Origin of the sequence: Polaromonas sp. (assembly GCF_012927485.1) — a bacterium.
Taxonomy (GTDB): Bacteria; Pseudomonadota; Gammaproteobacteria; order Burkholderiales; family Burkholderiaceae_C; genus Polaromonas.
The window spans coordinates 1-23,807 of the sequence record NZ_JABBPC010000029.1; the positions used below are offsets into that span (position 1 = coordinate 1).

At 58.0% G+C, this 23,807-nt stretch carries 28 protein-coding genes; 18 read left to right on the top strand and 10 right to left on the bottom strand.

From position 1 onward, the window contains the following. Positions 1 to 604: 604 nt before the first annotated feature. The 13 genes from HHJ16_RS10795 to HHJ16_RS10850 all read left to right on the top strand — a co-directional run bounded on the left by HHJ16_RS10795 (position 605) and on the right by HHJ16_RS10850 (position 6,597). Complete coding sequence (locus tag HHJ16_RS10795) at positions 605 to 1,087, top strand: cupin domain-containing protein (RefSeq protein WP_293642779.1); 483 nt, start codon at positions 605 to 607, stop codon at positions 1,085 to 1,087. A 344-nt stretch (positions 1,088 to 1,431) separates the two neighbouring features. After that, positions 1,432 to 2,025: a hypothetical protein gene (locus HHJ16_RS10800; protein WP_293642780.1), complete on the top strand. Its 594-nt coding sequence runs from the start codon at positions 1,432 to 1,434 to the stop codon at positions 2,023 to 2,025. A 21-nt stretch (positions 2,026 to 2,046) separates the two neighbouring features. Beyond that, a complete protein-coding gene (locus HHJ16_RS10805; RefSeq protein ID WP_293642781.1) occupies positions 2,047 to 2,397 on the top strand; it encodes a hypothetical protein in 351 nt (116 codons plus the stop codon). A gap of 112 nt (positions 2,398 to 2,509) precedes the next feature. Continuing rightward, positions 2,510 to 2,860 (top strand): hypothetical protein, encoded by a 351-nt coding sequence (locus HHJ16_RS10810; protein WP_293642782.1) that lies wholly within the window; start codon positions 2,510 to 2,512, stop codon positions 2,858 to 2,860. Between the two features lie 54 nt (positions 2,861 to 2,914). After that, positions 2,915 to 3,376 (top strand): DUF2971 domain-containing protein, encoded by a 462-nt coding sequence (locus HHJ16_RS10815; protein ID WP_293642784.1) that lies wholly within the window; start codon positions 2,915 to 2,917, stop codon positions 3,374 to 3,376. A 70-nt stretch (positions 3,377 to 3,446) separates the two neighbouring features. Next, entirely contained in the window at positions 3,447 to 4,013 is a 567-nt protein-coding gene (locus HHJ16_RS10820; RefSeq protein ID WP_293642786.1) for a hypothetical protein, read from the top strand. A 135-nt stretch (positions 4,014 to 4,148) separates the two neighbouring features. Beyond that, complete coding sequence (locus tag HHJ16_RS10825; RefSeq protein ID WP_293642788.1) at positions 4,149 to 4,472, top strand: EthD family reductase; 324 nt, start codon at positions 4,149 to 4,151, stop codon at positions 4,470 to 4,472. 106 nt (positions 4,473 to 4,578) lie between these two features. Continuing rightward, positions 4,579 to 5,103, top strand: a complete 525-nt coding sequence (locus HHJ16_RS10830; protein WP_293642790.1) for a GNAT family protein — start codon at positions 4,579 to 4,581, stop codon at positions 5,101 to 5,103. A gap of 68 nt (positions 5,104 to 5,171) precedes the next feature. Next, entirely contained in the window at positions 5,172 to 5,570 is a 399-nt protein-coding gene (locus HHJ16_RS10835; protein WP_293642792.1) for a VOC family protein, read from the top strand. A 14-nt stretch (positions 5,571 to 5,584) separates the two neighbouring features. Next, the gene (locus HHJ16_RS10840) at positions 5,585 to 5,803 is read left to right on the top strand and encodes a hypothetical protein (protein WP_293642794.1); all 219 of its coding nucleotides are present in this window, start codon (positions 5,585 to 5,587) and stop codon (positions 5,801 to 5,803) included. 84 nt (positions 5,804 to 5,887) lie between these two features. Further along, positions 5,888 to 6,094, top strand: a complete 207-nt coding sequence (locus HHJ16_RS10845) for a hypothetical protein (RefSeq protein WP_293642795.1) — start codon at positions 5,888 to 5,890, stop codon at positions 6,092 to 6,094. Positions 6,095 to 6,124: 30 nt separating this feature from the next. Continuing rightward, positions 6,125 to 6,358 carry a methyltransferase domain-containing protein gene (locus HHJ16_RS16895; protein ID WP_366557486.1) on the top strand — a complete coding sequence of 78 codons (234 nt, stop codon included), beginning with the start codon at positions 6,125 to 6,127 and terminating at the stop codon, positions 6,356 to 6,358. Between the two features lie 29 nt (positions 6,359 to 6,387). Then, the gene (locus HHJ16_RS10850; protein ID WP_293642797.1) at positions 6,388 to 6,597 is read left to right on the top strand and encodes a hypothetical protein; all 210 of its coding nucleotides are present in this window, start codon (positions 6,388 to 6,390) and stop codon (positions 6,595 to 6,597) included. A gap of 46 nt (positions 6,598 to 6,643) precedes the next feature. On the opposite strand, the gene uraD is transcribed toward HHJ16_RS10850, so the two are convergent. Both uraD and puuE read right to left on the bottom strand, forming a co-directional pair. Continuing rightward, positions 6,644 to 8,440 (bottom strand): 2-oxo-4-hydroxy-4-carboxy-5-ureidoimidazoline decarboxylase, encoded by a 1,797-nt coding sequence (gene uraD, locus HHJ16_RS10855; RefSeq protein WP_293642799.1) that lies wholly within the window; start codon positions 8,438 to 8,440, stop codon positions 6,644 to 6,646. Positions 8,441 to 8,442: 2 nt separating this feature from the next. Continuing rightward, positions 8,443 to 9,390, bottom strand: a complete 948-nt coding sequence (gene puuE, locus HHJ16_RS10860) for an allantoinase PuuE (protein ID WP_293642801.1) — start codon at positions 9,388 to 9,390, stop codon at positions 8,443 to 8,445. 266 nt (positions 9,391 to 9,656) lie between these two features. On the opposite strand from puuE, the gene uraH reads away from it, so the two are divergent. Beyond that, entirely contained in the window at positions 9,657 to 10,010 is a 354-nt protein-coding gene (gene uraH, locus HHJ16_RS10865) for a hydroxyisourate hydrolase (RefSeq protein WP_293642803.1), read from the top strand. A 46-nt stretch (positions 10,011 to 10,056) separates the two neighbouring features. Here the strand turns inward: uraH and HHJ16_RS10870 are convergent, their stop codons facing one another. Next, positions 10,057 to 10,566, bottom strand: coding sequence for a hypothetical protein (locus HHJ16_RS10870; protein WP_293642804.1), 510 nt, complete (start codon positions 10,564 to 10,566; stop codon positions 10,057 to 10,059). Between the two features lie 158 nt (positions 10,567 to 10,724). On the opposite strand from HHJ16_RS10870, the gene xdhC reads away from it, so the two are divergent. The 3 genes from xdhC to HHJ16_RS10885 all read left to right on the top strand — a co-directional run bounded on the left by xdhC (position 10,725) and on the right by HHJ16_RS10885 (position 14,428). Then, the gene (xdhC, locus tag HHJ16_RS10875; protein ID WP_293642805.1) at positions 10,725 to 11,597 is read left to right on the top strand and encodes a xanthine dehydrogenase accessory protein XdhC; all 873 of its coding nucleotides are present in this window, start codon (positions 10,725 to 10,727) and stop codon (positions 11,595 to 11,597) included. Between the two features lie 209 nt (positions 11,598 to 11,806). Further along, the gene (locus HHJ16_RS10880) at positions 11,807 to 13,024 is read left to right on the top strand and encodes a urate hydroxylase PuuD (protein WP_293642806.1); all 1,218 of its coding nucleotides are present in this window, start codon (positions 11,807 to 11,809) and stop codon (positions 13,022 to 13,024) included. Positions 13,025 to 13,078: 54 nt separating this feature from the next. Continuing rightward, entirely contained in the window at positions 13,079 to 14,428 is a 1,350-nt protein-coding gene (locus tag HHJ16_RS10885; protein ID WP_293642807.1) for a glycerate kinase, read from the top strand. Here the strand turns inward: HHJ16_RS10885 and HHJ16_RS10890 are convergent. From HHJ16_RS10890 to xdhA, 7 genes are all read right to left on the bottom strand, one after another. Further along, positions 14,394 to 15,047, bottom strand: a complete 654-nt coding sequence (locus HHJ16_RS10890; protein WP_293642809.1) for a hypothetical protein — start codon at positions 15,045 to 15,047, stop codon at positions 14,394 to 14,396. The genes HHJ16_RS10885 and HHJ16_RS10890 overlap by 35 nt on opposite strands. Beyond that, the gene (locus HHJ16_RS10895) at positions 15,044 to 15,697 is read right to left on the bottom strand and encodes an SCO family protein (protein ID WP_293642810.1); all 654 of its coding nucleotides are present in this window, start codon (positions 15,695 to 15,697) and stop codon (positions 15,044 to 15,046) included. Before HHJ16_RS10895 ends, HHJ16_RS10890 begins: the two co-directional genes overlap by 4 nt. A gap of 36 nt (positions 15,698 to 15,733) precedes the next feature. Next, the gene (locus tag HHJ16_RS10900) at positions 15,734 to 16,345 is read right to left on the bottom strand and encodes a cytochrome c (protein ID WP_293642811.1); all 612 of its coding nucleotides are present in this window, start codon (positions 16,343 to 16,345) and stop codon (positions 15,734 to 15,736) included. 20 nt (positions 16,346 to 16,365) lie between these two features. Next, the gene (locus tag HHJ16_RS10905) at positions 16,366 to 16,968 is read right to left on the bottom strand and encodes a cbb3-type cytochrome c oxidase subunit II (RefSeq protein WP_293642812.1); all 603 of its coding nucleotides are present in this window, start codon (positions 16,966 to 16,968) and stop codon (positions 16,366 to 16,368) included. Then, positions 16,958 to 18,613, bottom strand: a complete 1,656-nt coding sequence (locus HHJ16_RS10910) for a cbb3-type cytochrome c oxidase subunit I (protein WP_293642813.1) — start codon at positions 18,611 to 18,613, stop codon at positions 16,958 to 16,960. Before HHJ16_RS10910 ends, HHJ16_RS10905 begins: the two co-directional genes overlap by 11 nt. A gap of 300 nt (positions 18,614 to 18,913) precedes the next feature. Then, the gene (gene xdhB, locus HHJ16_RS10915; RefSeq protein ID WP_293642815.1) at positions 18,914 to 21,226 is read right to left on the bottom strand and encodes a xanthine dehydrogenase molybdopterin binding subunit; all 2,313 of its coding nucleotides are present in this window, start codon (positions 21,224 to 21,226) and stop codon (positions 18,914 to 18,916) included. After that, positions 21,223 to 22,803 (bottom strand): xanthine dehydrogenase small subunit, encoded by a 1,581-nt coding sequence (gene xdhA, locus HHJ16_RS10920; RefSeq protein ID WP_293642817.1) that lies wholly within the window; start codon positions 22,801 to 22,803, stop codon positions 21,223 to 21,225. The genes xdhB and xdhA overlap by 4 nt, the downstream gene beginning before the upstream one ends. Positions 22,804 to 22,875: 72 nt before the next feature. Between xdhA and HHJ16_RS10925 the strand changes: the two genes are divergently transcribed. Next, positions 22,876 to 23,805: a LysR family transcriptional regulator gene (locus HHJ16_RS10925; protein ID WP_293642819.1), complete on the top strand. Its 930-nt coding sequence runs from the start codon at positions 22,876 to 22,878 to the stop codon at positions 23,803 to 23,805. The last annotated feature ends 2 nt before the right edge of the window (positions 23,806 to 23,807 follow it).

Here is a 23,807-nt window from a genome sequence, read left to right on the forward strand (position 1 = left end):
CCATGCGCACTGCGCGTTCGCGAACCTCGGGTGAAAACTTGTTTGACTTCTTCATGGCTCAATCCTCTCAGAGATTTGAGCCTCCTCAAAATACGGGGCGATTCAACGTGAGCCCTTACGGTGTTCATGTATTTTCCTGCTTATCATTTCGGCTTCCTCAACAGGCATCGGGCTGCAACGCCTGTGTTTATGGGCTCTCCGCGTGCCGCTTCTGTAGGCCGCCCGTTCATGGGCGTTTCAGGCTTGCTCTTGTCGGCGGCTAGCTTTGGTTTTCTTTCTCGTACGCAACGCTCGGCGGTGGCATCGCGTCTTCTGGCTTGGGTGGGGCACGGTGTTGTCACGCTTCGGTGCCGGCTCAACCTCGCTCTTTGCCACGTTTGGCGCTGCGTGGCCTGGCCGCGTCGCGAGGTTTGCGTTTGGCATCCTTTCCCGTTTCACCGTTGGCGGCTATCATTCACACCGAGAAAACAGCGCTCCCGTTCAACCCAAGGGCTAACCCGGCGCTCAATCTCGCTTCTTTCAGTAGCTGGACGCTGCGCGATAAAGCCGCGCCGCGCCGGTTAGCTCTACGTTAGCCCTCATATTTCCGTCCTGCGAGGTTGTCATGTCAGAAATAGCAAAGCCAACCGCCATCACCACATCTGAGGTACCCGCGCGAACCAAGCCCTCTATGTACCCTGAGCCGTTCGCATCGCGGATGGCGGGTAGGGAGAAGCGCCCACTTGGCGATCTCTTTGGCCTCGCCAATTTTGGTGTAAACCTCACGCGTTTGGCTCCCAATGCAGTCTCGGCCCTTCGTCATGCTCACACCAAGCAAGACGAGTTTATCTATATCCTCCAAGGTCAGCCAACGCTACACACCGACGAAGGTAGAACTCAGCTCTCTCCCGGAATGTGCGCAGGTTTTAAGGCGGGTACGAGCAATGGACACCGCCTGGTAAATGAAACCGCAGAGGAAGTTGCGTACCTCGAAGTTGGCGACAGAACACCGGGAGACGAAGGAAGCTATCCCGATGATGACCTCAAAGCCTTGCTCGTTGAGGGAAAGTGGAAGTTCGTTCACAAAGATGGCACGCCGTATGTGTGAGGTAGGCGCAAAACATCAAATGAAGGCTAACACTGCGGTGCAGGGGACGCTGCGCGATGAAGCTGCGCCGCACACCTGACCTTGAACGTAAGCCCTCACAGTGTTCACGGGATTTCTTGCTTTTCATTTCGGCTTCCTCGACAGGCATCGGGCTGCAACGCCCGTGCTTATTGGCTCTCTGCGTGCTGCTTCTGTAGGTCGCCTGTTTATGCGCCTTGCAGGCTTGCTCGCGTGGGCGGTTGACTGGGGTTTTCTTTCTCGCGCTCAACCTCGCTCGTTTCAGTCGCTTGACGCTGCACGATAAAGCCGCGCAGCGCCGGTTAGCTCTACGTTAGGCTCATCATATGAAAATATTTCGTTTCTTCATTTTGATTTGTTTACTTCTGCCAATTCTTTCTGAGGCTGGTGATATGCGGGCAGCCACACTCATAAATGACCTCAAAGGTGTTTATAAATACCGCTTCATGGGCGGCACATATAATGGATCTGAAACTTGGCAAGCCGAAGACATTGTCGAAATCGTGCCGTTCGATGACTCACATATTTACGTTCGCGCTTCTCTTGAATTTGGCAATGGACACTTATGTGGAATCTGGGGAATTGCTGAATATGAAAATGATGCGTTTATTTACCACGAACCTGAAAAGCTTAGACAAGGCGATCCATCCTGTACCTTGAAAATTTACGCAACTAAAAACGAATTGGTACTTACGGACATCGACAGCACCAATGAGAATTCAACATGTAGGATGCACTGCGGCTCACGTGGTAGCCTCACTAATTACACTATCGCAAGGAATTCAAAGAGAAAAATCCGTTATCTCGATAGGTTAAAGGCTTCGCGGCAGTATTTGGAAGCAGCCGATGCATTCAAGGAAAAACAAAGCCTAACCTTGCATTCAAGCGGGACTGCCGCAAAAGACGCGGCAGCCCCTTAATTTTACGTTAGGAGATTTCCCTTGTTCAAAATTGCTGCCTTCGTTTTTGTTGCTTTATTTACTGGTTGCGCTTCTCTCGATTCCTCTCCGCCAAAATACGTTTTCGAGGCATGGAGTAAAAGTGGGGTGAAGCCCACTGAAGTTAGAAAGGACATGGAGTCATGTGGTTACAAAAATACTACGCTTGCCAATGACCTCAACGAAAGCGAAGTTGTTTCAGCTGAACGTTGCATGCAAAACAAGGCCTACTCTCTTGATACAAGCAGCTATCGACCAAATAACTGTTACGGTCAAAACTCTCCATATCTTTGCAACAGACTATGGGGAGGAAAAAAACCACAATTGGTCCCCGTTCGCCCTGGCTCACAATGAAATATAAAACACCTCTCCGAACCCGGCGCTCAACCTCGTTCGCTTCGCTCTCTGGACGCGGCGCAATAAGGCGGCGCCGCGCCGGTTAACTCTACGTTAGATCGCTATGCGCATGGAGTCCTTACCGCCCACCCTCTACAAATACTTCGGTCCGGATCGAATCAATGTGCTTCAGAACTGCCTGCTTCGCTATAGCCCGCTCGGAGCGTTCAACGATCCATTCGAAGGCCAGCCGGAGGTAACTTCACTGACCACTGAAGCGCGCGCGCGCGAATCGCTCAAGGCAATCTTGCCGCAGGAAACTAGGAGCGCGTATGACCAGCTACCTGCTGAAGCCCGCGCCATGGTTTCATATGAGTTGTGGGAACAACAACTCGTGCAACAGATGAAGTCCAAGGAGCCGGAACTCATTCGGGCCACGCACGGGCTAACGCCCATGCTTCGAAGCCTGATGACCAAGTAGTTCGATGAACTCCTAGGCGCGCTATGCCTCTCTGAAGTCCCCGATAGCCTGCTCATGTGGTCGCACTATGGCGCGAGCCATGCTGGCTTTGTACTCGCCTTCGACGCGCAGCATCCGTACTTTCATGAAGAGAAGGGGCCACAAGATGAGTTCAGGCATTTGCGCCGTGTGTTGTATCGGGAAGCAAGGCCAAGTGCGACCCTCGTTGAGTTTGAAGGCGTCGACTTCTTCTTGGTCAAGAGTGGTCACTGGTCATACGAGCGAGAGTGGCGGATCATTCGCCCACTTCAAGAGGCTGCGGTCGTTAACCCCGGAGACCTATTTTCGGTTCATCTCTTCCCCTTTCCGCCGAGCGCCCTAAAGGCAGTGATCCTTGGCGCTCGAATTGCCGTCAAGAGCGTCGAGGCTGTAGCCGCAGCTATCCGCGCAAATGGTTCGCTCGGTCATATCCGCGTGCAACGCGCAAGGCCCGATAGTTCCCATTTCCTGTTGCGCATTAGCGATGAGGCCATCTAACCCTTCCATCCAGGGGATGCCCAAAAGGCTGCGCCTTTTGGGCATCCCTCAGGTCAAACGTTAGCCATCTATGGAAACTTCCATCTTCACATCAATTGTTGCCGCTTCGTCAGCCCTGTTTGGTGTTGCGCTAACTTCGTTTGTTCAGTCCCGTACCCAACAGAACAATCAGCAGTTTCAGTACGCCCTCGAAAGGGGGAAACGAGAAAGCGAAAAAGCCGAAAAGGAAAGGGTACTCGCACTTGACCGACTCGCAACCGCTCATCGACAGTTGAGCATTATTGGCCGAGAGTTTTCCCCCACAACTCTCGACATTATTTGGCGCGCTGATATGAAAGATCTTGAATACGACCAACGATATTTGAGTCTGTGCCAGGAAGTCGATGAACTGCGCGCCATTGCAGGCCTGTACGAAACGTCGCTGGCCGAAGATGTCGAGAAAATCTACGGCCAAATGAACATTTTCTGGGGAAACTTTAAGAACTTGCTCCGGTTAACTAGCTTGGGAGAGAAAGCTACGCCGAGTATTTCAGGCCTGGACAAATCGCACGCCGCCGCCCGAGAAATTGGAGATAGAACAACCTCCATCAAACGCCAGCTCACCGAACTTGCGAAACGGTATCGGACCGATGGCTAACATGGCGCTTAACCTTGTTCACTTCGCTCTCTGGACGTTGCGCGATAAAGTCGCGCCGCGCCGGTGAGCTTTACGTTGGGCCTCTCTATTTCCACCTTTACCAACATCCATTTCATCACTATCTGCGAGACATCAATGATCAAAATCAGCATGCTGTATCCGAACAATAAAGGTTCACGGTTTAACGTTTCCTACTACGTCGAAACCCACATGCCCCTGTCCATCAAACTTTTAAGCGCTCATCCGGGCTTCAAGGGAGTCTCTGTAGAGCACGGACTCGGAGGCGGAATGCCCGGGACAGACGCGGCATACGTCGCTATGTGTCACTACCAATTTGACTCGGTTGAAAACTTTATGGCTGCTTTCACACCCCATGAAGCAGCGCTCCAAGATGACATGCCAAACTACACAGACATCGAGCCTGTTATTCAGATCAACGAAGTGCTCATTTCTCGGTAGCTATTCGCCGTACATGGAGTGGAGACCTAACATTGCGGTCAAGCGGGACGCGTCAAAAGCGGCGCGCCCCTTACCTTTACGTTAGGCATCTCGAATCGGAATCCGTATGCATATCGACACAAATATCGCAGGTTGCAGTCTTCGCGCATGGGAGAAGGAAGATAAACCAGCCTTGGTTCGCAACGCAAATAACAGAAAGGTCTGGCGAAACTTAACAGATGCTTTTCCACATCCCTACACCGAGGCTGATGCTGATTTCTGGATAACCACTGCCAACCAAGCTACCCCAATCATTCATTTCGCCATTGACCTTGAAGGCGCTGCCGTTGGTGGCATTGGCGTCATCGCTGATGAAGGCATTGCTCGCCACACAGGCCAGTTTGGTTATTGGCTTGGCGAAACGTATTGGGGCAAAGGCATTGCTACTGCGGCTGCTCGTGCAATGGTTGCTCACGCATTTTCTAGTTCATTATTTCAAAGGCTTGAAGCGTCCGTGTTTGCTTGGAATCCTGCATCAATGCGCGTCCTTGAAAAGGTGGGTTTCATTCGGGAAAGCGTTACAAAACGGAGCGTATTCAAGGACGATCAGTTTACCGACTGTGTTATTTACGCGCTCACAAAAAAAGCATAATCCATCATTCAACACGGGCTGGCGCGATAATGCCGCGCCAGCTGGTTAATTCAAACGTTAGGCCGCACATGACAGATATTGGGCTCACTCACATCGCATTACCTGTGTCCTCGCTCAAGGCGAGCATCGCGTTCTATGCGCAGTACGCAAACATGAGCGTCGTACACAGCCGGCCGGGTGTTGTATGGGTTAGCGATCGCACAAGGCCGTTCGCCGTCGTGCTCATCGAGACCGCCGGTGAGATCAAACCGCTTTTTCCAATGGCGCACCTTGGTGTCGGCGTTTCCTCCCGACAAGAGGTTGATTGTTTATGCCAGCTGGCAAACCAGAACGGTTGCTTGGTCCGCGAAGCGGAGCAAATGGAGCCACCTGTTGGATACTGGGCGCTAATTGGAGATCCAGATGGGCATACTCTCGAGGTTTCGTATGGCCAGGACATCGGCATGGTCGCGGGGTGTGTGGTCTAAAAAAAAGGAAGTCCATGCCCATGGTTCTTTTCAAATTCTGGTTGCGACGCTTCACCATCGTGTTCGCGATTGCATGCGCAGTGCTGGCACTTCTGGAATGGTTTCGGCACGGCAACAACCCGTCGTACCTTAGCGCACTTGGTTGGGCCAGTGCTACAGGGTTGGTAGCAGCCTCAATCGCCGCTTATTGGGCGTACAAGCATGGTTGTGCTGTTCCTCGCCAAGTACCGTAATGGTGAGGCCTAAGCAATCGTTCAAGGCGGCCGGCTTCGCCGCCGCTTGACTCCAGCGTTCAGCGGCACCAATAGGAAACTACCATGCGTAACGGTGAAATCAAAGCCATCTTCGATCAGCAAGCTTCAAGTGATGACGAGCGATGGGCAAAAACGGCGCCCATTTGGGAGGCATTGCATTTCCTCTTGGAGGGGGTATTTGCCGAACTCCCCGCCAATGCGCGGATTCTAAGTATCGGAGTTGGCACCGGCGAAGAAATGAGCTATCTCGCAAAGCGATTTCCTCAATAGACTTTTGTAGCAGTAGAACCCTCTGGCGCCATGCTTGATGTTTGTCGCAACAAGGCGGAGAAGGAAGGAATTATTTCTCGTTGCTCTTTCCATGAAGGATACCTGGAGTCGCTGCCTAGCCAGGATGCGTTCGATGCAGCAACCTGCTTTCTGGTATCCCAGTTCATTCTGGAATCAGAAGCTCGCACCGACTTTTTCCGAACCATTGCAGTAGGGCTTTGCCCTGGGGAATTCTGGCGAGTTCGGACTTGGCGTCAGCAGTAGGCTCGAGCGAATACGATGCCCTTCTCAACATGTGGCTGAACATGATGTTGGCAGCAGGTATCCCCGCTTCAGGGTTAGAGCAAATTTGCGCAGCTTACGCCAAAGATGTCGCAATCCTTCCTCCTGCACAGGTCGCATCTATCATCAAGTCTGGCGGCTTTGACGAGCCTGTGAGCTTCTATCAGTCGGGGTTGATTCATGCCTGGTTTTCCAAGCGTGCGTCAAGCAATGCTGCCTGACAACGCATTCCAGCCGACGCTTTACCGGCGCGGCTGAATTCGAACGTTAGCTTTCAGAAACACGCATTTCCGAAGCCAGATGAGCAAGGAGATGCTGGAACGCGTTGATAGCGAGCTGCATGTCGTCGCTGGTCGTGCTCTCCAATGGATTGTGACTGATGCCGGAATTCTCGCCGCGTACGAACAGCATCGCCTGCGGCATTATCTTGTGCATTTTCATGGCGTCGTGCCCCGCGCCGCTGGGCATTTGGTGCAGCTGCAAGCCCAATGCGCCGACCGCCCGCTCCCAGCGCTTTTGCCATTCGGGCGCACTGGGGGCCGCGTCTGCGCGCTCGGTCAGCTCCAGGGTGTAATGCACACCGCGACGCTGGCAAATCAATTCGAGTTGGGCCAGCACGTCGTGGCAGAGTGTGTCGCGCTGAGTATCCGCAGGTGCCCGCAGATCGAGTGAAAAAAGGCAGCGTCCCGGCACCACGTTGATCGATCCGTTCGGGACCTGCAACATGCCGACGGTGCCCACTGAGCCGACATCCTGCGCCGCCCGTTTTTCCACATAAAGCGCCAGCTCAGCTGCCGCGGTGGCGGCGTCGCGGCGGCGGTTCATGGGCGTCGTGCCGGCGTGGCTCGCAACCCCCAGGATTTCACCCAGGTATCGCGCGCTTCCGTTGATGGCAGTCACGATCCCCAGCGGACTATCCAGCTCGTTGAGGGCTGGCCCCTGCTCGATGTGAACTTCGACAAAGCCAAGATAGTCGGTGGCGCGGCGTTTGATGCTGGCGATGCCCGCGATGTTCAGTCCGGCCTGCTGCATGGCCACGCGCATGGTTATACCGTCTGCATCTTTCTGGTTGAGCCATTCGGGATTAAAGTCGCCGATCAGCGCACCAGAGCCAAGAAAGGTGGCTTTGTAGCGCTGACCTTCTTCCTCGGCGAAAGCGACCACTTCAACGTTGAACGGCAGGCGCTCGCCCTGGCGGTGCAATTCGCGGACACAGGCCACCGGGACAAAAATCCCGAGGCGGCCATCGTATTTGCCGCCATTGCGCACGGTGTCGTAGTGGCTACCCGTCAGCAGGGTTCTGGCGGTCGCCTGACTGGAGACGGCGGCTTTGTAAATTCCCACTACATTGCCGACGGAATCGATACTCACTTCGTCAAATCCGCATTCGCGCAAGGTGCGTGAGATGAACTGCGCGCAGGCGAGGTGTGCTTCGGTGAGATAGGTGACCGTGAGCTGGCCTTTGTCAATGCAGTCGGGGTCGCTGTAGTGCGCCAACTGTTCGTGCCAGTCCCAAACTTCGTTACCCAGGACCGGTTGGCTCGCAAACTTGTCATTGAGTCGCAACTCCACCACTCGGTGGACATTGCGCAGGCCTTCCTGCAGTTCAAAGTCGGGGTGATTTTGCAAGCGCCGCATGAATGTCTCAATGATCTGGCGCTTGGTCAGGCCGCTGCCGCGCGGGCCGCGCACCGCGAGGATAAACGGAAAGCCGAATTTGGCGGTGTAGTCCTTGTTGAGTTGCTGAAGGGTGGCGAGTTCTTCTTGGGTGCACTGCGAAAGCCCGACTTGACTTTGCTCACTGGCTGACTCCATCGTGAGGTTTTGGTTAACTGCGGCTTTTCCAGCCAGTTCTGGATGGGCTTGGATGACGCGGGTTTGCGCAGCTTTGTCGGCGTCTTTCAGGACGCGTGTCATCACCTGCTTCAGGTGCGCCAGCGACAGGAAAGGTCGCGCGTCCAGCGCCTTCTCAACAACCCAGGGGGAGTGCTCATAAAGACCGTTCAGCAGTTGCAGTGCCTGAGCGCGTGGCGCTGCATTGATCTGTTCAAGCGTTATGGACATCTTTAGTTTTCCTGCTTCTCTTCATAAGGATGGGCGTGCTGCCAATGCCGCGCAATATCGATGCGGCGGCATATCCAGACCTGGTCGTGCTTTTGCACGTGATCCAGAAAGCGCTGCAGCGCCACGATGCGGCCGGGGCGCCCCAGCAAGCGGCAATGCATGCCAATACTGAGCATCTTGGGCCGTTCCGCGCCTTCGGCGTAGAGCACATCAAAGCTGTCCCGCAAATAGGTAAAAAAATCATCGGCTTGTGCAAAGCCTTGCGGCATTGAAAAGCGCATGTCGTTGGTGTCCAGCGCGTAGGGCACCACCAGGCGCGGCACTGCAATGCCATCGGTCCGGGCCACCTTCACCCAGAACGGCAGGTCGTCGCCGTAGTAGTCGCTGTCGTACGCGAGGCGGCCGTCATCCGCCACCAGCCGCCGTGTGCGTGGGCTGTCGCGGCCGGTGTACCAACCCAACGGGCGCGTGCCGGTGAGCCGCTCGATGGCATCCAGACCGAGTCGCATGTGCTCGCGTTCGGTGGCTTCGTCAATCGTCTGGTAGCTGATCCAGCGCCATCCGTGGCAGGCGATTTCGTGTCCCAGTTCGACAAATGCCGCGGTCACTTCGGGATGTCGCTGCAAGGCCATCCCGACGCCGAACACCGTCAGCGGCAACTGGCGCTTTTCGAATTCACGCAGGATGCGCCACACGCCGACCCGGGAGCCGTATTCGTAGATACTTTCCATGCTCAGGTGGCGGTCGTTGAAACTGGGTGGGTTGAACATTTCCGAAAGGAATTGTTCGGAGCCTGCATCTCCATGGAGTACGGCGTTTTCCCCGCCTTCTTCGTAGTTCAGCACAAACTGCAGGGCGATGCGCGCCTTGCCAGGCCACTGGGCATGGGGCGGGTTGCGGCCGTAGCCGATGAGGTCGCGCGGGTAGGGTGCCGTTGCGTCGAAGGTCATATCGCTGTTCTCATCCTGCGCATGATAGGGCCATCGAAGTGTCGCTGCGAGGCATCACGCGATCCCGGCTGAGGTTTTGCTCGACAGGCCGCGAATGCTCGTTCATCCGGTGCATAGCGCGTTCTCTATTTTTCGCGGAGCGCAGGCTTCGACAAGGGCGCAGCCGGTGGGCCAGGCTGTGGAATCATCATCGCTACAAAGCCAAAACTGTATACACTTTTGGCAAGCCGATTTTTTGCAGTGAGCAGCAACATTGAAGGAATGCCATGGGTTTGAGCACGCACGTACTGGACACCATGCATGGCACGCCGGCCAGCGGAATGAGGGTGACGCTTTACACCACCCAAGACCACCAAGCCGTGCTGGTCAAAAGCTTTCTTCTCAACGAGGACGGTCGAAGCCCGGACGGGCTGCTTTACGACAGCGCTTCTTTGCAGGTGGGCACCTATCGGCTGGTGTTCGATGTGGCGGGCTACTTCAGGATGAAGGGCGTGGTCCTGCCCGAGCCGCCTTTTCTGGATCAGGTGACGCTTGATTTCGGAGTGGCCGACATCCGCCAGCACTACCACGTGCCCCTGTTGATGAGCCCCTGGAGTTATTCGACCTATCGAGGCAGCTGAAGGGTGCCCCAGCCCTTGCCCGGCAGGCGGCGACAAACGCGAGGTGCTAACTCTGGCCTTCCGTCAATGTATCGAGCTGGAACTGGCCGCTTTTGTGCCACAGCCAGGTGTCGGTGTAGACCACCTTGCCTAACCGGGTGGGCGCCGGAAAGGGCGAGGCGTCGTTCACCGTGCGCTCAATTTCAGCCATCACTTCAGGCGCATGGCGCGGCGCTCGCAGCCAGTCCAGATGAGTCACTCGGCCAGTCCGGTCGATCTCCACGTTCAGCACGCCAACAGCGTAAAGCAAGGGCGGCATTTTTCCTTTGTAAATGCGCTCCACATTAAGACCGTAAAGATGGGTTGCGCCGTCTTCGCGGTAAGCGCGGGCCGAGGTTGCCGCAGAACTCCTCGCCGAGCCCTTCGAGCCAGCGATGGGACCGACAACGGTAGAGGCGCCAGAAATCGGCTGGGTAGAAAGCGCCTGCGGAGCGGTTTTGCAAGCGCTTACAACGGCAGCCGCGGCTGCGGAAAGCAGTGCCAGCAGCCAGTAGCGGCGAGGGGGGGTGTCAGGCATGTTGTCTCTCCTTTATTTCCAGTTATTCAGACGCTGGCTATGGTTCACTTGATGCTAAGGTGGCGTTTCGATCTGAACCGGATCGTCCCCCGAGTTTATTGCCTTTTGGTACAACTTTGCCTATTATTTCAACACTCGATTCTGCCAATAAGTCACCAATGGTTCCGATTCACGCAAGCCCCTACACTGACTTTTTTTTGAGCCGATTAGCCCGTCAGTCGGCGCTGCTGGTGCGGGTGGAATCGACCCAAGGTTCCGTTCCCCGCGAAACCGGGACGTGGATGGCCGTTTTCCCCGACGCCGTGGTCGGAACGATTGGCGGCGGCCATCTGGAATTCGACGCCATCGCGCAAGCACGGGCGCGACTGTTGCGCAGTGCGGAGCCGGGCGAAGGCGAGTGGGAACAGGCGCCGGTCCGCTATGCGCTGGGGCCGGCCCTCGGTCAGTGCTGTGGCGGCGTGGTGCAGCTTCGATTCGAGCGGGTCTGCGCCATCGATATACCGTCGCTGGCAGTCCGCTTGGCGGGTGCGCGGGTGCCGGTCGCGCTGTTTGGTGGCGGCCATGTCGGCCAAGCGCTGGTGCAGGTGCTGGCGCCGCTGCCGTTTTCACTCACCTGGATTGACAGCCGAGAGGGCGTGTTTCCCCCGAGCGTGCCGCCGCGCGTGCTATACGAGCCTTCCGATCCAGTACAGTCCGCCGTTCCTGGCTTGATGGCGCAGTCGCGGGTGCTCATCATGAGCTTCAGCCATGCCGAAGATCTTGATGTGCTGGTGGCCTGCCTGCAGCGGCAGCGGGAAAGAGCGGACTTGCCCTACATCGGACTGATCGGGAGTAAAACCAAATGGGCGGCGTTCAGGCGTCGTTTGGAGTCAAGGGGCTTTACGCCCGGCGAGCTGGAGCAGGTCACGTGTCCGATTGGCGTGGCCGGTATTGCGGGTAAAGAGCCCGAAGTAATTGCGGTGGCCGTGGCGGCGCAGCTCTTGCAGACGATCAACGTGCAAGGGCATGAGTCACTGGCGCGGGCGGTTTAGGCTGAGGGTTTGTCTGCACACCCTGGGCGGCCACCCGTGTTATCAACGTAGGCATCATGACTATCCAATCTCCCGGTCTTGAAATAAGCGCTTTCTTCAGTGCAAGCGCTCGACCGATTCAGAAGTCTTTGGGAAAGCGAGCTTGTCGCGCTCCGGCATCGCATCCCATGACGGCGCCCTCCGCTGCGTTCAACTGCGGTTTATAGCCGATGGAAAACTATGTTCTCGATTGGACCAGCTTGTTGCTGCGCTGGACGCATGTCATCACCGCCATCGCCTGGATCGGTTCCTCGTTTTACTTTGTCTTTCTGGATTCAAGCCTAACGCCACCCGTGGACGAGGACTTGAAGCAGCAGGGCGTCAGCGGTGAGCTTTGGGCGGTGCATGGCGGCGGTTTTTATCATCCCGTCAAATTTGCGGTCAAACCCCCGACCATGCCGGCGAACCTGCACTGGTTTTACTGGGAAAGTTACAGCACCTGGTTATCGGGCTTTGCACTTCTCACCGTGTCCTATCTCTGGAACGCCAGCGCCTATTTGATTGACAAGTCCCTAATGAGCTGGTCGCCCTTCGCCGCGATTGTGGTTGCGCTGTCTTTCTTCGTGGTGTTCTGGCTGCTGTACGACGGCATCTGCCGGGTCTTCGGCCAGCGCAAGCATGGCGATGCGGTCGTCGGGGCGCTGGTGCTGGTGCTGGTGGGGGCGGCATCGTATTTAGCCTGTGAGTGGTTTGCCGGTCGCGCGGCCTTTTTGCTGGTTGGCGCCATGATGGCCACCGCCATGAGTGCCAACGTATTTTTCTGGATTATTCCGAGCCAGAGAAAAGTCGTCGCCGCCATCAAAGCCGGTCAACCGGTGGACCCCCTCCACGGCCGGCGTGGCAAGCAGCGCAGCGTGCACAACACTTACTTCACGCTGCCGGTGCTTTTTGCCATGCTGAGTAACCATTACAGTTTTACCTACAGCCATGCGCGGAACTGGCTGGTGCTGGTCTTGATGATGCTGGCGGGCGCGGCCATCCGTCAGTTTTTTGTAGCGCGTCACGGCTACAAGTTGGGCCGCAATCGCCATCCATGGCCTTATGCACTGGCGGGCGTTTCGGCGATCATCGGCGCGATGGTCTGGATGAGGCCGGTTGCGACTGATTCCATCGCTGAGGGGGCCCGCTCAACAAGCGCGACCATCCCAGTGGGTTATGACGCAGTGAAGAAGGTGCTGGCGCAGCGCTGCTACCTTTGCCATGGCGCCGAGGTGCAGATGAAAAACGTTCGGCTCGATTCACCCGAGCAGCTCAAGCAGCACGCGCAGGGTGTGTATCTGCAGGCGGTAGTGACCAAAGTTATGCCCATGAATAATGCGACAGGCATTACCGAGGCCGAGCGGCAACTCTTGCGGCAGTGGTTTGAGACCGGGGCGAAGACCGATTGACACGCGCTACCTGACCGCTCGGTTACCGCGTCACAATCCGGACTGGAGACCTTCATGACCACGCCCACGTTTCACTCTGTTTCCAGCGCCGTTACGCAACCGCGCCAGTTTCTCGAAGCGCTGTTTCAAGCCGCGGTGGCGCGGGCGTTGCCGCTGGCAAACACCGCCGCTTATTTGCCGAAGCCGCCGAGCCGCGAAAGCGGCGGCCGCACAATTGTGATTGGCGCTGGCAAGGCGGGTGGTTCCATGGCGCAGGCGGTGGAGGCTTTGTGGCCTGCGGACGCGCCCCTCGAAGGGTTGGTGGTGACTCGCTATCACCATATTCCGCCGCGTCCCGAAGGCTTGAAGCCGCGAATCGAGATTCTCGAAGCGGCGCATCCGGTACCCGATGCGGCCGGTTTGGCCGCCGCTCAGCGCATCATGGCGCTGACGCAAGGGCTGACGAAAGACGATCTCGTGCTGTGCCTGATATCCGGCGGCGGTTCGGCTTTATTGACTTTGCCGGCGGACGGCTTGAGCCTGGAAGAAAAGCGGCGTATCAACGAGGCGCTGCTCGCCAGCGGCGCCAACATCGCCGAGATGAACTGCGTGCGCAAACACCTCTCCCGCATCAAAGGGGGACGCTTGGCGGCAGCCTGCGCCCCGGCGCGTGTCGTCACGCTGACCATCAGCGACGTGCCCGGCGACGACCCCTCCACCATTGCCAGCGGGCCGACGGTGCCTGATGCCAGCAGTTGCGCCGACGCGCTGGCCGTTCTTAAGCGCTACCGCATCGACGTGCCGGATGCCGTATTGGCGAAGCTTGAAAGTGGCGCGCTGGAAACTCCAAAGCCGGGTGACGCGGTTTTCAAGGGCCATGAACTGCACCTGATTGCCACGCCGCAGCGGAGCCTGGAGGCTGCTGCCGAAGCTGCCCGCGCTGCGGGATTTGCCGCCTACATCCTGAGTGATGAGATGGAAGGCGAGTCACGCGAAGTCGGCAAGGTGCATGCGGCACTGGCCCGCGCCGTAGCGCTCAGGGGCCAACCTTTTCAGAAGCCCTGTGTGATATTGAGCGGCGGCGAGACCACGGTGACCCTTAAAAAACAGCTCGAAGGCGTGCCCAGGGGACGCGGTGGCCGTGCCGGTGAGTTTTGTATGGGGCTGGCGCTGGCCCTGCAAGGACAGGTCGGCGTGTATGCGCTGGCGGCGGATACCGACGGCATCGATGGTGTGGAAGACAACGCGGGCGCCTATGTCGCACCAGATACGCTGCAACGGGCGCAAGCGGCTGGCATGAAGATAGACCAGTACATGGACCGCAATGATGCCTACGGTTTTTTTGCCCCCCTCGGCGATCTGGTCATCACCGGGCCGACGCACACCAATGTCAACGATTTCCGTGCGTTGCTGATTCTGGCGTAACGGCGCCATCGACCAAAGTGTCTGGCAATAGGGCGGCGGCCTCTCTTTGCATCAGGGTGCGAACCAGCCTGACAGACCACAACAGGGCGACAGCCGCCGAAATCCCGATCAGCAGCTGCCCCAGGCGCACCTGATCGTCCAGTAAATAGGCGTTGCAAACGCGAACCGGGGAGTTCTGGTACAGGCTGCCCACGACCGCCATCATCGGCAACACATTTCCCAGAAAGAAACCCTGCACCAGCAGGCCTGCCGGCCGCCAGGACATCTGCAATGCAGCCCCGCAAAGCAGCAACGCCAGCCACTTGGCAAGTTCAACCCCAGCAACGACCAACGCGAGATCCAGTGAACGGGGAATCATCAGGATGGCGAGCAGCAGGGCGGTCATGAACAGACCGCTGATTCCATACGAATTCCAATGATTCAGATGCGCCATCCAGTGCCTTGGCAACGCAGCCGCGAGCAGAAAACCCGCCAAAGCCAGAAGGGGGTACTGAACCAGCATATGCAGAGTCATGCTGGCTTCTAGCGCCTGCCTCGCAGCGGGCAAGGCCAGCAGGACCAACAGCGCCAGTGCAGTACCGGCGAGCAGTCGGCTCGACCTCTGCAACGCCTCGCTCATGGCCAGGCGGCGCCCGCCAAATACTGGGCGTAGTCAAGTGCCAGCTGTTGCTCGGCGTAGTCGAAGATGCGGACAAGGCGACCCTGCTGATCCACCACCAGCAAAGCGGCGTTGTGTTCAAAGTCGCCGCGCCCATCAGGAATCACCACCACCTGAAAATCCGCTAACAGGCGTTGCATTTCCTGGCGGTCTTGGACCCGGACAAAACGCCAGAGAGCCGGATCAGCGTGCAGGCGCAGGGCATAGTCTTGTAAAGCCTGCGGGGTGTCATGCGCGCCATCAAAGCTGATCGACAAGAGCTTTACCTTACCTTGCGCACCTTCGATCAAGACGTGGCTTTTATTGGTTGATTGAAGGGTTGCCTGCATTTGTTGGTAAACGCTGCCCAGTGCAAGACAGACCGTTTGGCAACGCGTATAGACGAAGTCGACAATGGTGACCGAATGTCCATCGCCCAGCCATTGCGACAGCGGCTGTAAACCGATGTCGGGCCCGTCAATTCGGACCGCGGGGGTAACGACCGGTTCAAGCGCTACTTCAAGGCGCCGCGCGCCTTCCGCGGTCCAGATTTGAAAGTCGTGTGTTAGCCAGCCCGCGCAGGCATAGCCCGCTATCGCAAGGAGGGCGCTTAAAAAGGCGGTACGGAGCATCCGGCGCGGTGCTCCGATTTCTCCGGAAAATTCCAATCACGAACCCTTCACCGTCAGTTCCTTGAGTTCTGCGCCGCCGTTAAACGGCGTTGTACGTTTGCTGGCCTTGCGTTCAGTTTCAAACAGGCTCGGCTTCAGGGCGCTGGCCTTGTTTGACCACTCGCCGCGCACGTAGCTGACTACTGCTGCCAGCTCGGCGTCATTGAGTTGCGGAAAGGGCGGCATCGCTCCCTTGTAAGTATTTCCCATCACTGTTATTTCTCCGTTAATGCCATGCAGCAGGATGTTCGCAATGGTGCGCTCATCGCCGGCGACCCACTCGGAGCCGTCCAGGGGAGGAAATACGCCCGGCAGGCCTTTGCCGGTTACTTGATGACAGGCCACGCAGTTGGCCGTGAATAGTTGCTTGCCACTGGCCACCGCGCCGGCCCCGGCACCCGCTACAGGACCAGCTAGATCGCCGAGGGTGCGTCGATCCCCCAGATCAGCCCGGCCGAAAGACTCCGAAAACATGATGTAGCCGACGCCCCACAGAACTACCGCAAAAGCGAGGACCAGAAATATCGCTGGAATCGGCTGGCTTCGCTCCGACGGTTCCGCTTCTTCGCGTTCTTGTGCGCGGCGCGGCAATTGTGGTTCGTTAAACATAGGTCCACCTTGCGTTTGGCTTATGGTTTGGGGACAGGCGGCAGCACCGGGTAAGTGTGGTTCATACCCTGAAGGTATTTCACCAAGTCGAGCGCCTGGGGTGTGGGTACCACCACTTGGCCTACGTTTGGCGCGTAGGCAGGGGGAAGATTCAGTGCTTGCTCGCCTTCGCTTTCCGCCTCTTTGGCATCTTTGACGGCAAACAGATAGGCATAAGACGGCATGATGGAGCCGGGCGTGTAAGCACGCGGCTGGTAGAGATGGCCAAGGTGCCAGTCTTGACTCGGCTGGCGCGCGCCGATGTTGAATAAATCTGGCCCGGTGCGCATGCTGCCCAGTAGATGCGGTTTGTCGTAGTAATAGTCGCCCGGTACAGACGCACGGCCCCAGCCGCGGGAAAAGTCAGGACCGAAATTACGATCGCGCGGCTGCTGGCTGTGGCAATAAACGCAACCGTTGGCCACATACACCGCGCGCCCACGCTGCTGGGCGCTGGTGTACGCCTTGAGCCCTGGCGGGGGCTTGATGTCGCGTACCTCTAAATAGGGCATGACCACCAGCGCGGCGGTGGCCAGACCCAAAGCCACCATGGCCCCGGAGGCCAATTTGACTTCATTGTCCATGAACCAACTCCAATTCTTTTTTGTTGGGCCAGAAAAGGGCGGCGCCCGCGCGGTTGGGTCCAAAGCGCAGCGCCATCGCCAGAAAATGCCCGACGAAAACAAAGTGGCCGAGCACCATCAAGCTACCGCCCACCGAACGCGCCTTCAGGTAAGGCAAGGTCAGCGTGACCGAATCTATGAACGGCCTGGCCCCGTCCAGCATGGCGACGCCTTGCAGCCAGCCACCGATCGTCAGTCCGATGAAATAGATAGAGACGCCGATCGTCGCCAACCAGAAATGAAGCGTGATCAGCCGGGGGTAAGGCCACTCCCAGTTCAAGACTCTTGGCATCATGAAATAGATGGCGCCGAAAAGCACCATCGTGACGAAAGCATAGGCGCCAAGATGGGCATGCGCCACTGTGAAGTGCGTAAAGTGGGTCACTTGGTTGACGCTGCGAAGGGCCTCAACGGAACCCTGCAATGACGACGCCATGTACATAAACCCGCCGAACATCATGAACCTGAGCGTCGGCGAGTAGCGTGCCAGATGCATGCGCCCCTGCATGGTGGCTCCTATGTTGATACTGAACGCGATCACCGGGATCACCATCATGACGCTTTGCACGATCGACAGCGTCGTCAGCCAGCCGGGACCCGGGCCGCCAATCAGGTGATGGCCACCCACTTGGCCAGAAAAAAATGCCAGCGTCCAGAAACCGAGTAAGGCGAGGTTGTAGGAACGTATCGGTCGGCCAATGATCTTTGGCAAGAAGTAGTAGATCGCCCCCACACTGACCGGGGTGAACCAAAGGCCGAGTACGTTGTGCCCATACCACCAGTTGGTGGTGGCCTGCTGCACGCCGGTATGAACACCCGGCAGCTTGCCGACAAGGAACAGCAACGCGATCCACAGCATTGCGGCCACCATGTACCAGACGCTGACATACAGATGCGCTACCTTGCGGTTGGCGAGTGTAAACAGCACAGGGAGAATGACAAGGGCAAAGCCGACGAAGATGAAGATGGCGATTTCCCAGGGAATCTCCAGGTATTCCATCCCATCGTTCCATCCCGAAGCAATGGCGCCGATACCGCCAGCGATGCCCATGTTGATTAACGCGCCGCCCAGCATCGCCCAGATCGCACCATGCAGCCGGGTGCGCAGCAAGCGCGGCATCAACCACAAAATCGTACCCAGCGCGGCATTGGTGATCCAGCCGTACAGCACGGCGGTCAAATGGACGGTGCGCATGCGGCCAAAGGTCAACCATGCCTGGTTAACCAGCCAGTCGGGCTCGTGCAGCTTGATGGACGATATCAAGCCGGCCAGCGAGCCCACCAACAGCCACATGCACGCGAAGGCAATGAACATGAATACCGGAAAGGCAGTCGACCGGTCCGACGTAATGCGATCTTCCAGTTCGCCAGAGTCGGCGGTGTGTGTCGGAGGTCCGTCCTTTTTTGCCGCCTGCTGCATCGAGTCCTGCGCTGCTCCCTCGAGCGCCGGATCATCCACTTTCCCGATCTCGCCACGCGCAAAAATTACTGAAGCCGCTTGAGGGTTTTCAACCAGGAGGCCTTTGCGCAGTGACCAGATAAAAACGAACAGACCAATAATCGACAGCAAGAATGCACCCAGCAAACTCAAAATAGCGCTGTCCATTAGAAGACTCCTGCAAAAAGCTGAGCGAACTTCTTGGTCGCTCCGGCAGGGCGGCGGTGACGTACAGGGTAGGGTGAGGCAGGCCTTGTCCGGCCGCTGTTGAGTCGCTCGGTTTTCATGATTTCTCCGTTTGGAAATACCCACCAGGCAACACCGGTGGCTGGGCGCCATTTGTTGGTGCAGGATTCTGTGGGGCTTTGTGATCTTGACCCAGGCGCGTCCTGCACAGGATGCGAAACTACCAATTCAGACGTAGGCCAATCGCCCGGCCAGCCGTAGGCCGTGATTGGCGGCTGTGCGTCAGGCCCGGCCTAGCGCGTTCAACACGTTTTCCGGGGTGGCTGGCGCGGTGAGCATGACGCCCAGGCCCGGGCGCGCAGCCCCAATAGCTTCTTTAAGAGCCTCGTAGACGCTGATCGCCAGCATCAGCGGCGGCTCGCCAACGGCTTTGCTACCAAACACGTTGTCTTCACGGTTCGGCTCCGGCCACAGGTCAATCTTGAAGTGTTCGGGGATGTCCCCGCTGGTGGGAATCTTGTAGGTGCTGGGCGCGTGAGTGGTGAGTTGCCCCTTGTCACTCCACACCAGCTGTTCGGTCGTCAGCCAGCCCATGCCCTGCACGAAACCGCCTTCGATCTGCCCCATATCGATCGCCGGGTTGATGCTGGTCCCCACGTCATGCAGGATGTCCACCTGAAGTACGCGGCTTTCGCCGGTCAGGGTGTCCAGTGCCACTTCGGTACAGGCTGCGCCGTAAGCAAAGTAGTAGAACGGGCGGCCGCTCAGCGTGGCTTTGTCGTAGTGGATTTTTGGAGTGCGGTAAAAGCCGTCGCTCCAAAGCTGAATGCGGTGCGCATGGGCTTGGCGGACGACGTCGGTAAACCCCCGGGCGGTTAGGGGCGTGATGATCTGGCCCCCCTCGAAGCGGACGGCGGCCGCGCCGCAACCGTCCAGCTTCGCCACAAACTGCGCCAGGTTGTCTTTTACCTTGCGCGCGGCGAACTGCGCGGCTCTGGCGTTGAGGTCGGTGCCGGCCGATGCGGCCGTGGCCGAGGCGTTGGGAATCTTGCTGGTGTCGCTGGCGGTGCTCAGTACCTGATCAAACGCAATGCCGAGTTCGTCGGCCACAATTTGCGCCACTTTGGTGTTGAGACCCTGACCCATCTCGGTACCGCCATGGTTGACCTGCACGCTGCCATCGAGATACACATGCACCAGCGCACCCGCCTGGTTAAACACGGTGGCGGTGAACGAAATACCAAACTTCACTGGCGTGATGGCGATCCCGCGCTTGATGACAGGGCTGCGCGCATTCCAGTCAAAAATCGTCTTTCGCCGTTGCTGGTATTGCGAGGTCTCTTCTAGTCTGGATAGCAAGGGTTCAAGGATGTTGTCCTCAACTTTCATGCCGTAGTGGGTGACGTCCCGCTCATCGACACCATACAGGTTGCGCCTGCGAACCGCCAGCGGGTCCAATCCCAGATGCCGGGCGATGTCGCCCAGAATGGTTTCAATGACGATGACGCCCTGCGGCCCGCCAAAGCCGCGAAACGCCGTATTGCTTTGGGTATTGGTTTTGCAGCGGTAGGACGCAATCTCGACATCCTGCAAAAAGTAAGCGTTGTCGGCGTGGAATACCGCGCGATCCGCCACTGGGCCCGACAAGTCGGCGCTGAAGCCGCAGTTGGCGGCCATCATCAGCTTGAGGCCGGTCAGGCGGCCTGTGTCGTCAAACCCCGCCGTGTACTCGTAGGCGAAAGGGTGGCGCTTGCCGGTAATCATGAAGTCGTCATCGCGATCCAGCCGCAACTTGATCGGGCACTTGAGTTTGTACGCGGCAATCGCGGACCACACCGCCATGTGACCCGCCTGGGTTTCCTTGCCGCCAAAGCCACCGCCCATTCGCCGGCACTCGACGCGCACCGCATGCTGGTCAATGCCCAGCGCATGCGCGACCCAATGCTGCACCTCGCCGGGGTGTTGTGTGCTGGAATAGATAAGCCACTGGTGTTGCTCCTGTGGCACCACGTACGCGACCTGGCCTTCAAGGTAAAAATGTTCCTGCCCGCCGACCTCCAGTGTGCCGCGCAGGCTATGAATTGCTTGCTTCAACGCCGCGCCGGCGTCGCCGCGGGAAATAAAGACGGGCGGCAAGACATAGCTTTGCGCATTCAGGGCGTCGTGCAGATTCAAAATAGCAGGGTAGGCTTCGATATGGCACGTCATTTTGCGTGCGGCGCGGCGTGCCTGCATCACCGAATCGGCGACCACTACGCCGACTACCTGGCCGATGTGCTGCACGATGTCCTGCGCAAACACCGGCTCGTCGTGTACCGAAGTGCCGAGCACCGGGTCACCGGGAATGTCGCGAGCCAGAATCACATCACGCACGCCGGGCATGGTCAGCGCGACCGTGGCGTCTACACCCAGCAGTCGGCCATGAGCCACCGTGGAAAGAATCGGTGCGGCATACAGTGTGCCTCGGATTTCGGGGATGTCGTCCACATAGGTCGCGCCGCCCGCAACTTGGGCGCGAGCACTCTCATGAAAGTGGGAGACGCCGGCTGCAGGCTTGGCGGCGGTGCGCTCAGGCATTTTTTCGGGGGCGTTCATGCGGATGGCCCTTGACCTTCGGCCTTCAGAGAGGCACGCATTTCTTCGTCGGGCAAGGAATGGATGTGAGCTGTGGTGCTTGCAGGGTTCTCTTCGATCTGAAATGCCTCCAGATTGATCTGTTGCATCCCCTGGCTTTCGAGCCAGTAGCGCTGCAGCAGATTGCCTAGCACTTGCGTTCGGTAAGCGCCGGAAGCCCGCATGTCCGAGATCGGTGAAAACTCCGCACGCAGCTGGCGCATCGCTTTTTGAATGGTTGCCTCGGTCCAGGGCTGGCCGATCAGCGCCGCTTCAGTTTTCGCCGCCCGGACCGGCGTCGCTGCCACGCCGCCCGCACCAATGGAGGCAGATGTAACGCTGCCGTGTTCAATGTGCAGATTCAAGGCCAGGCAGACTGCAGAAATATCGTCGTCGTAGCGCTTGGAGATCTTGTAGACCTTCAGTGCTTCCAGGGGGCCGGGTGTGGGCACCCTGATCCAGGCCAGCACCTCATCCGCCGCCATCACGGTGCTCCGGTAGCCGGTGTAAAGCGCCTCCAAGGGCATCTCGCGACGGCCGCGCAGGCTCATCAGGATTACGCTGGCCCGCAGTGCAATCAGCAGCGGCATGGAGTCGCCAATCGGCGAGCCGTTGGCCACATTGCCGCCTAGCGTGCCCGAGTTCCGTACCGGCAAACCCGCAAACCGGGCTGCAAAAACGCGCAGCTGAGGCCGCGCTTGAACCATCGCCGCAAACGCATCCGTGAGGGTCACTGCTGCGCCAATAGCTAGGTGCCGGGGGTCGTACTCAATACAGCGCAATTGCGCGACTTTGGTGACATCAATCACCTTGGCAAACTGCTGGTGCAGCTTGGTCACCCACAGACCCACATCGGTGCAGCCAGCCACAATTTGCGCGTCCGGGTAAGCGGTGCGCGCGGTGAGCAGTGCATCGAGCGTTTGCGGTAGTTGATAAGCCGAATCGACCTCTTTCCCGCAACGGTCGGTCGCAAGCTGCTGCAATTTTTGTAGCAAAGCGGTTTCATCAACTTTCACAGGTGGCAACATGCCCATGGTTTGGGCCGCCTGCAGGATAGGCCGGTAGCCGGTGCAGCGGCACAGGTTGCCAGACAATTCTTCCTGCGCCATCGCTCGCGTGACCGTCTCGCCTTTGCACACATGGTTCTGGTACATGCCGAACAGGCTCATGACAAAACCAGGCGTGCAAAAGCCGCATTGCGAGCCATGGCACTGCAACATGGCTTCCTGCGCGGGATGCAGCGTGCCGTCCTCAGCGGCCAGATCTTCCACCGTCCACAGCGCCATTCCGTCGATGGAATGCGCCAGGCGGATGCAGCTGTTGACGGCCCGATAACGAATGCCACCGCTTTCCACTTCACCCAGCACTACGGTGCAGGCACCGCAATCGCCTTCACCGCAGCCCTCTTTGGTGCCGGTGCAGGCCAAGTCCTCGCGCAGCACCTCTAGCAGGGTGCGGGTGGGTGGTACATTGCCCACAGTTATTACTTCACCCCGCCGGATAAACTGGATGTTTTTTACAGAATTCTGGACAGTCAATTGGACAACCACGCTAGCCATGCGCCTGAGCGTAAGACCGTCCTGCCGGGTTCAGCATACAAAAGCGCATATAAACAGCATTCGTGAAAAGGTATGAAAGACCAAGCGCTTTTCGACAAGATAGACCTCCATCTCATTAGGGTCTTAAACACTGTGCTGACCGAGCGCAGCGTATCACGCGCCGCCATTCGTCTGGGAATGTATCAACCCGCTGTCAGCGCGGCGCTGAAACGCCTGCGCGGGCTCGCTGGCGACCCGATTTTGGTGCGCACAGGCGCAGGTATGGTGCCCACCGACGCAGGCCTGCGAATGATTGAACCTTCGGCCAGCATCCTTCGCGCTGCCGGTCTGCTGTTTAGTGATGCCAAGGAGTTCGAAGCGGCCACCTCGACGATCACCTTCCGCCTGGCTGCCAGCGATTATCTGGACCCCTTTTTTCTGCCGCAACTGGTGGCGAAACTCAAGGCCGAGGCGCCGCACGCCCAGATCGAAATCCATCCCCTGTCGGCCGAGTCGGACTACCGCAGCCAACTCGCTCAGGGGCAGGTGGACATCGTGATCGGCAATTGGGCTTCGCCGCCCGGCGACTTGCATATGGGCCGATTGTTTGGGGACGAGGTGGTGTGCCTGGTGGCCAAAGAGCACCCGGCTGTGCGGCGCGGATGGGACCGCGCGGCGTGGCTGGAATCCGAGCACATTGCCCCTTCGGCGATGCATCTGGGCGCCAAAGGCGTGATTGACGAGCACCTCGACCACTTGGGGCTGGTGCGCAACATCACCGTGCGCTGTCCGCACTTTGGCCTGATGCCGTCCATGGTGGCCTCAAGTTTGCTAGTGATGACCACCGGTCGCCACTACTGCGAACGATTCGTGGAATTGCTACCGGTGAAAATACTGCCTTGTCCAATCGAGTTTCCCCGCATGATGTATTACCAGCTCTGGCATGAACGAACGCACGCCTCCAAGGCCGCCAAGTGGCTGCGTGAGCAGGTTAAGTTGGTGGCTTCTGCGCTTCGAAAATAGCA

Coding starts and splice junctions, on each gene's coding strand:
- HHJ16_RS10795 (WP_293642779.1), top strand. CDS start 605: ATGTCAGAAATAGCAAAGCCAACCGCCATCACCACATCTGAGGTACCC.
- HHJ16_RS10800 (WP_293642780.1), top strand. CDS start 1,432: ATGAAAATATTTCGTTTCTTCATTTTGATTTGTTTACTTCTGCCAATT.
- HHJ16_RS10810 (WP_293642782.1), top strand. CDS start 2,510: ATGGAGTCCTTACCGCCCACCCTCTACAAATACTTCGGTCCGGATCGA.
- HHJ16_RS10815 (WP_293642784.1), top strand. CDS start 2,915: ATGTGGTCGCACTATGGCGCGAGCCATGCTGGCTTTGTACTCGCCTTC.
- HHJ16_RS10820 (WP_293642786.1), top strand. CDS start 3,447: ATGGAAACTTCCATCTTCACATCAATTGTTGCCGCTTCGTCAGCCCTG.
- HHJ16_RS10825 (WP_293642788.1), top strand. CDS start 4,149: ATGATCAAAATCAGCATGCTGTATCCGAACAATAAAGGTTCACGGTTT.
- HHJ16_RS10830 (WP_293642790.1), top strand. CDS start 4,579: ATGCATATCGACACAAATATCGCAGGTTGCAGTCTTCGCGCATGGGAG.
- HHJ16_RS10835 (WP_293642792.1), top strand. CDS start 5,172: ATGACAGATATTGGGCTCACTCACATCGCATTACCTGTGTCCTCGCTC.
- HHJ16_RS10840 (WP_293642794.1), top strand. CDS start 5,585: ATGCCCATGGTTCTTTTCAAATTCTGGTTGCGACGCTTCACCATCGTG.
- HHJ16_RS10845 (WP_293642795.1), top strand. CDS start 5,888: ATGCGTAACGGTGAAATCAAAGCCATCTTCGATCAGCAAGCTTCAAGT.
- HHJ16_RS16895 (WP_366557486.1), top strand. CDS start 6,125: ATGCTTGATGTTTGTCGCAACAAGGCGGAGAAGGAAGGAATTATTTCT.
- HHJ16_RS10850 (WP_293642797.1), top strand. CDS start 6,388: ATGTGGCTGAACATGATGTTGGCAGCAGGTATCCCCGCTTCAGGGTTA.
- uraD (WP_293642799.1), bottom strand. CDS start 8,440: ATGTCCATAACGCTTGAACAGATCAATGCAGCGCCACGCGCTCAGGCA.
- puuE (WP_293642801.1), bottom strand. CDS start 9,390: ATGACCTTCGACGCAACGGCACCCTACCCGCGCGACCTCATCGGCTAC.
- uraH (WP_293642803.1), top strand. CDS start 9,657: ATGGGTTTGAGCACGCACGTACTGGACACCATGCATGGCACGCCGGCC.
- HHJ16_RS10870 (WP_293642804.1), bottom strand. CDS start 10,566: ATGCCTGACACCCCCCCTCGCCGCTACTGGCTGCTGGCACTGCTTTCC.
- xdhC (WP_293642805.1), top strand. CDS start 10,725: ATGGTTCCGATTCACGCAAGCCCCTACACTGACTTTTTTTTGAGCCGA.
- HHJ16_RS10880 (WP_293642806.1), top strand. CDS start 11,807: ATGGAAAACTATGTTCTCGATTGGACCAGCTTGTTGCTGCGCTGGACG.
- HHJ16_RS10885 (WP_293642807.1), top strand. CDS start 13,079: ATGACCACGCCCACGTTTCACTCTGTTTCCAGCGCCGTTACGCAACCG.
- HHJ16_RS10890 (WP_293642809.1), bottom strand. CDS start 15,047: ATGAGCGAGGCGTTGCAGAGGTCGAGCCGACTGCTCGCCGGTACTGCA.
- HHJ16_RS10895 (WP_293642810.1), bottom strand. CDS start 15,697: ATGCTCCGTACCGCCTTTTTAAGCGCCCTCCTTGCGATAGCGGGCTAT.
- HHJ16_RS10900 (WP_293642811.1), bottom strand. CDS start 16,345: ATGTTTAACGAACCACAATTGCCGCGCCGCGCACAAGAACGCGAAGAA.
- HHJ16_RS10905 (WP_293642812.1), bottom strand. CDS start 16,968: ATGGACAATGAAGTCAAATTGGCCTCCGGGGCCATGGTGGCTTTGGGT.
- HHJ16_RS10910 (WP_293642813.1), bottom strand. CDS start 18,613: ATGGACAGCGCTATTTTGAGTTTGCTGGGTGCATTCTTGCTGTCGATT.
- xdhB (WP_293642815.1), bottom strand. CDS start 21,226: ATGAACGCCCCCGAAAAAATGCCTGAGCGCACCGCCGCCAAGCCTGCA.
- xdhA (WP_293642817.1), bottom strand. CDS start 22,803: ATGGCTAGCGTGGTTGTCCAATTGACTGTCCAGAATTCTGTAAAAAAC.
- HHJ16_RS10925 (WP_293642819.1), top strand. CDS start 22,876: ATGAAAGACCAAGCGCTTTTCGACAAGATAGACCTCCATCTCATTAGG.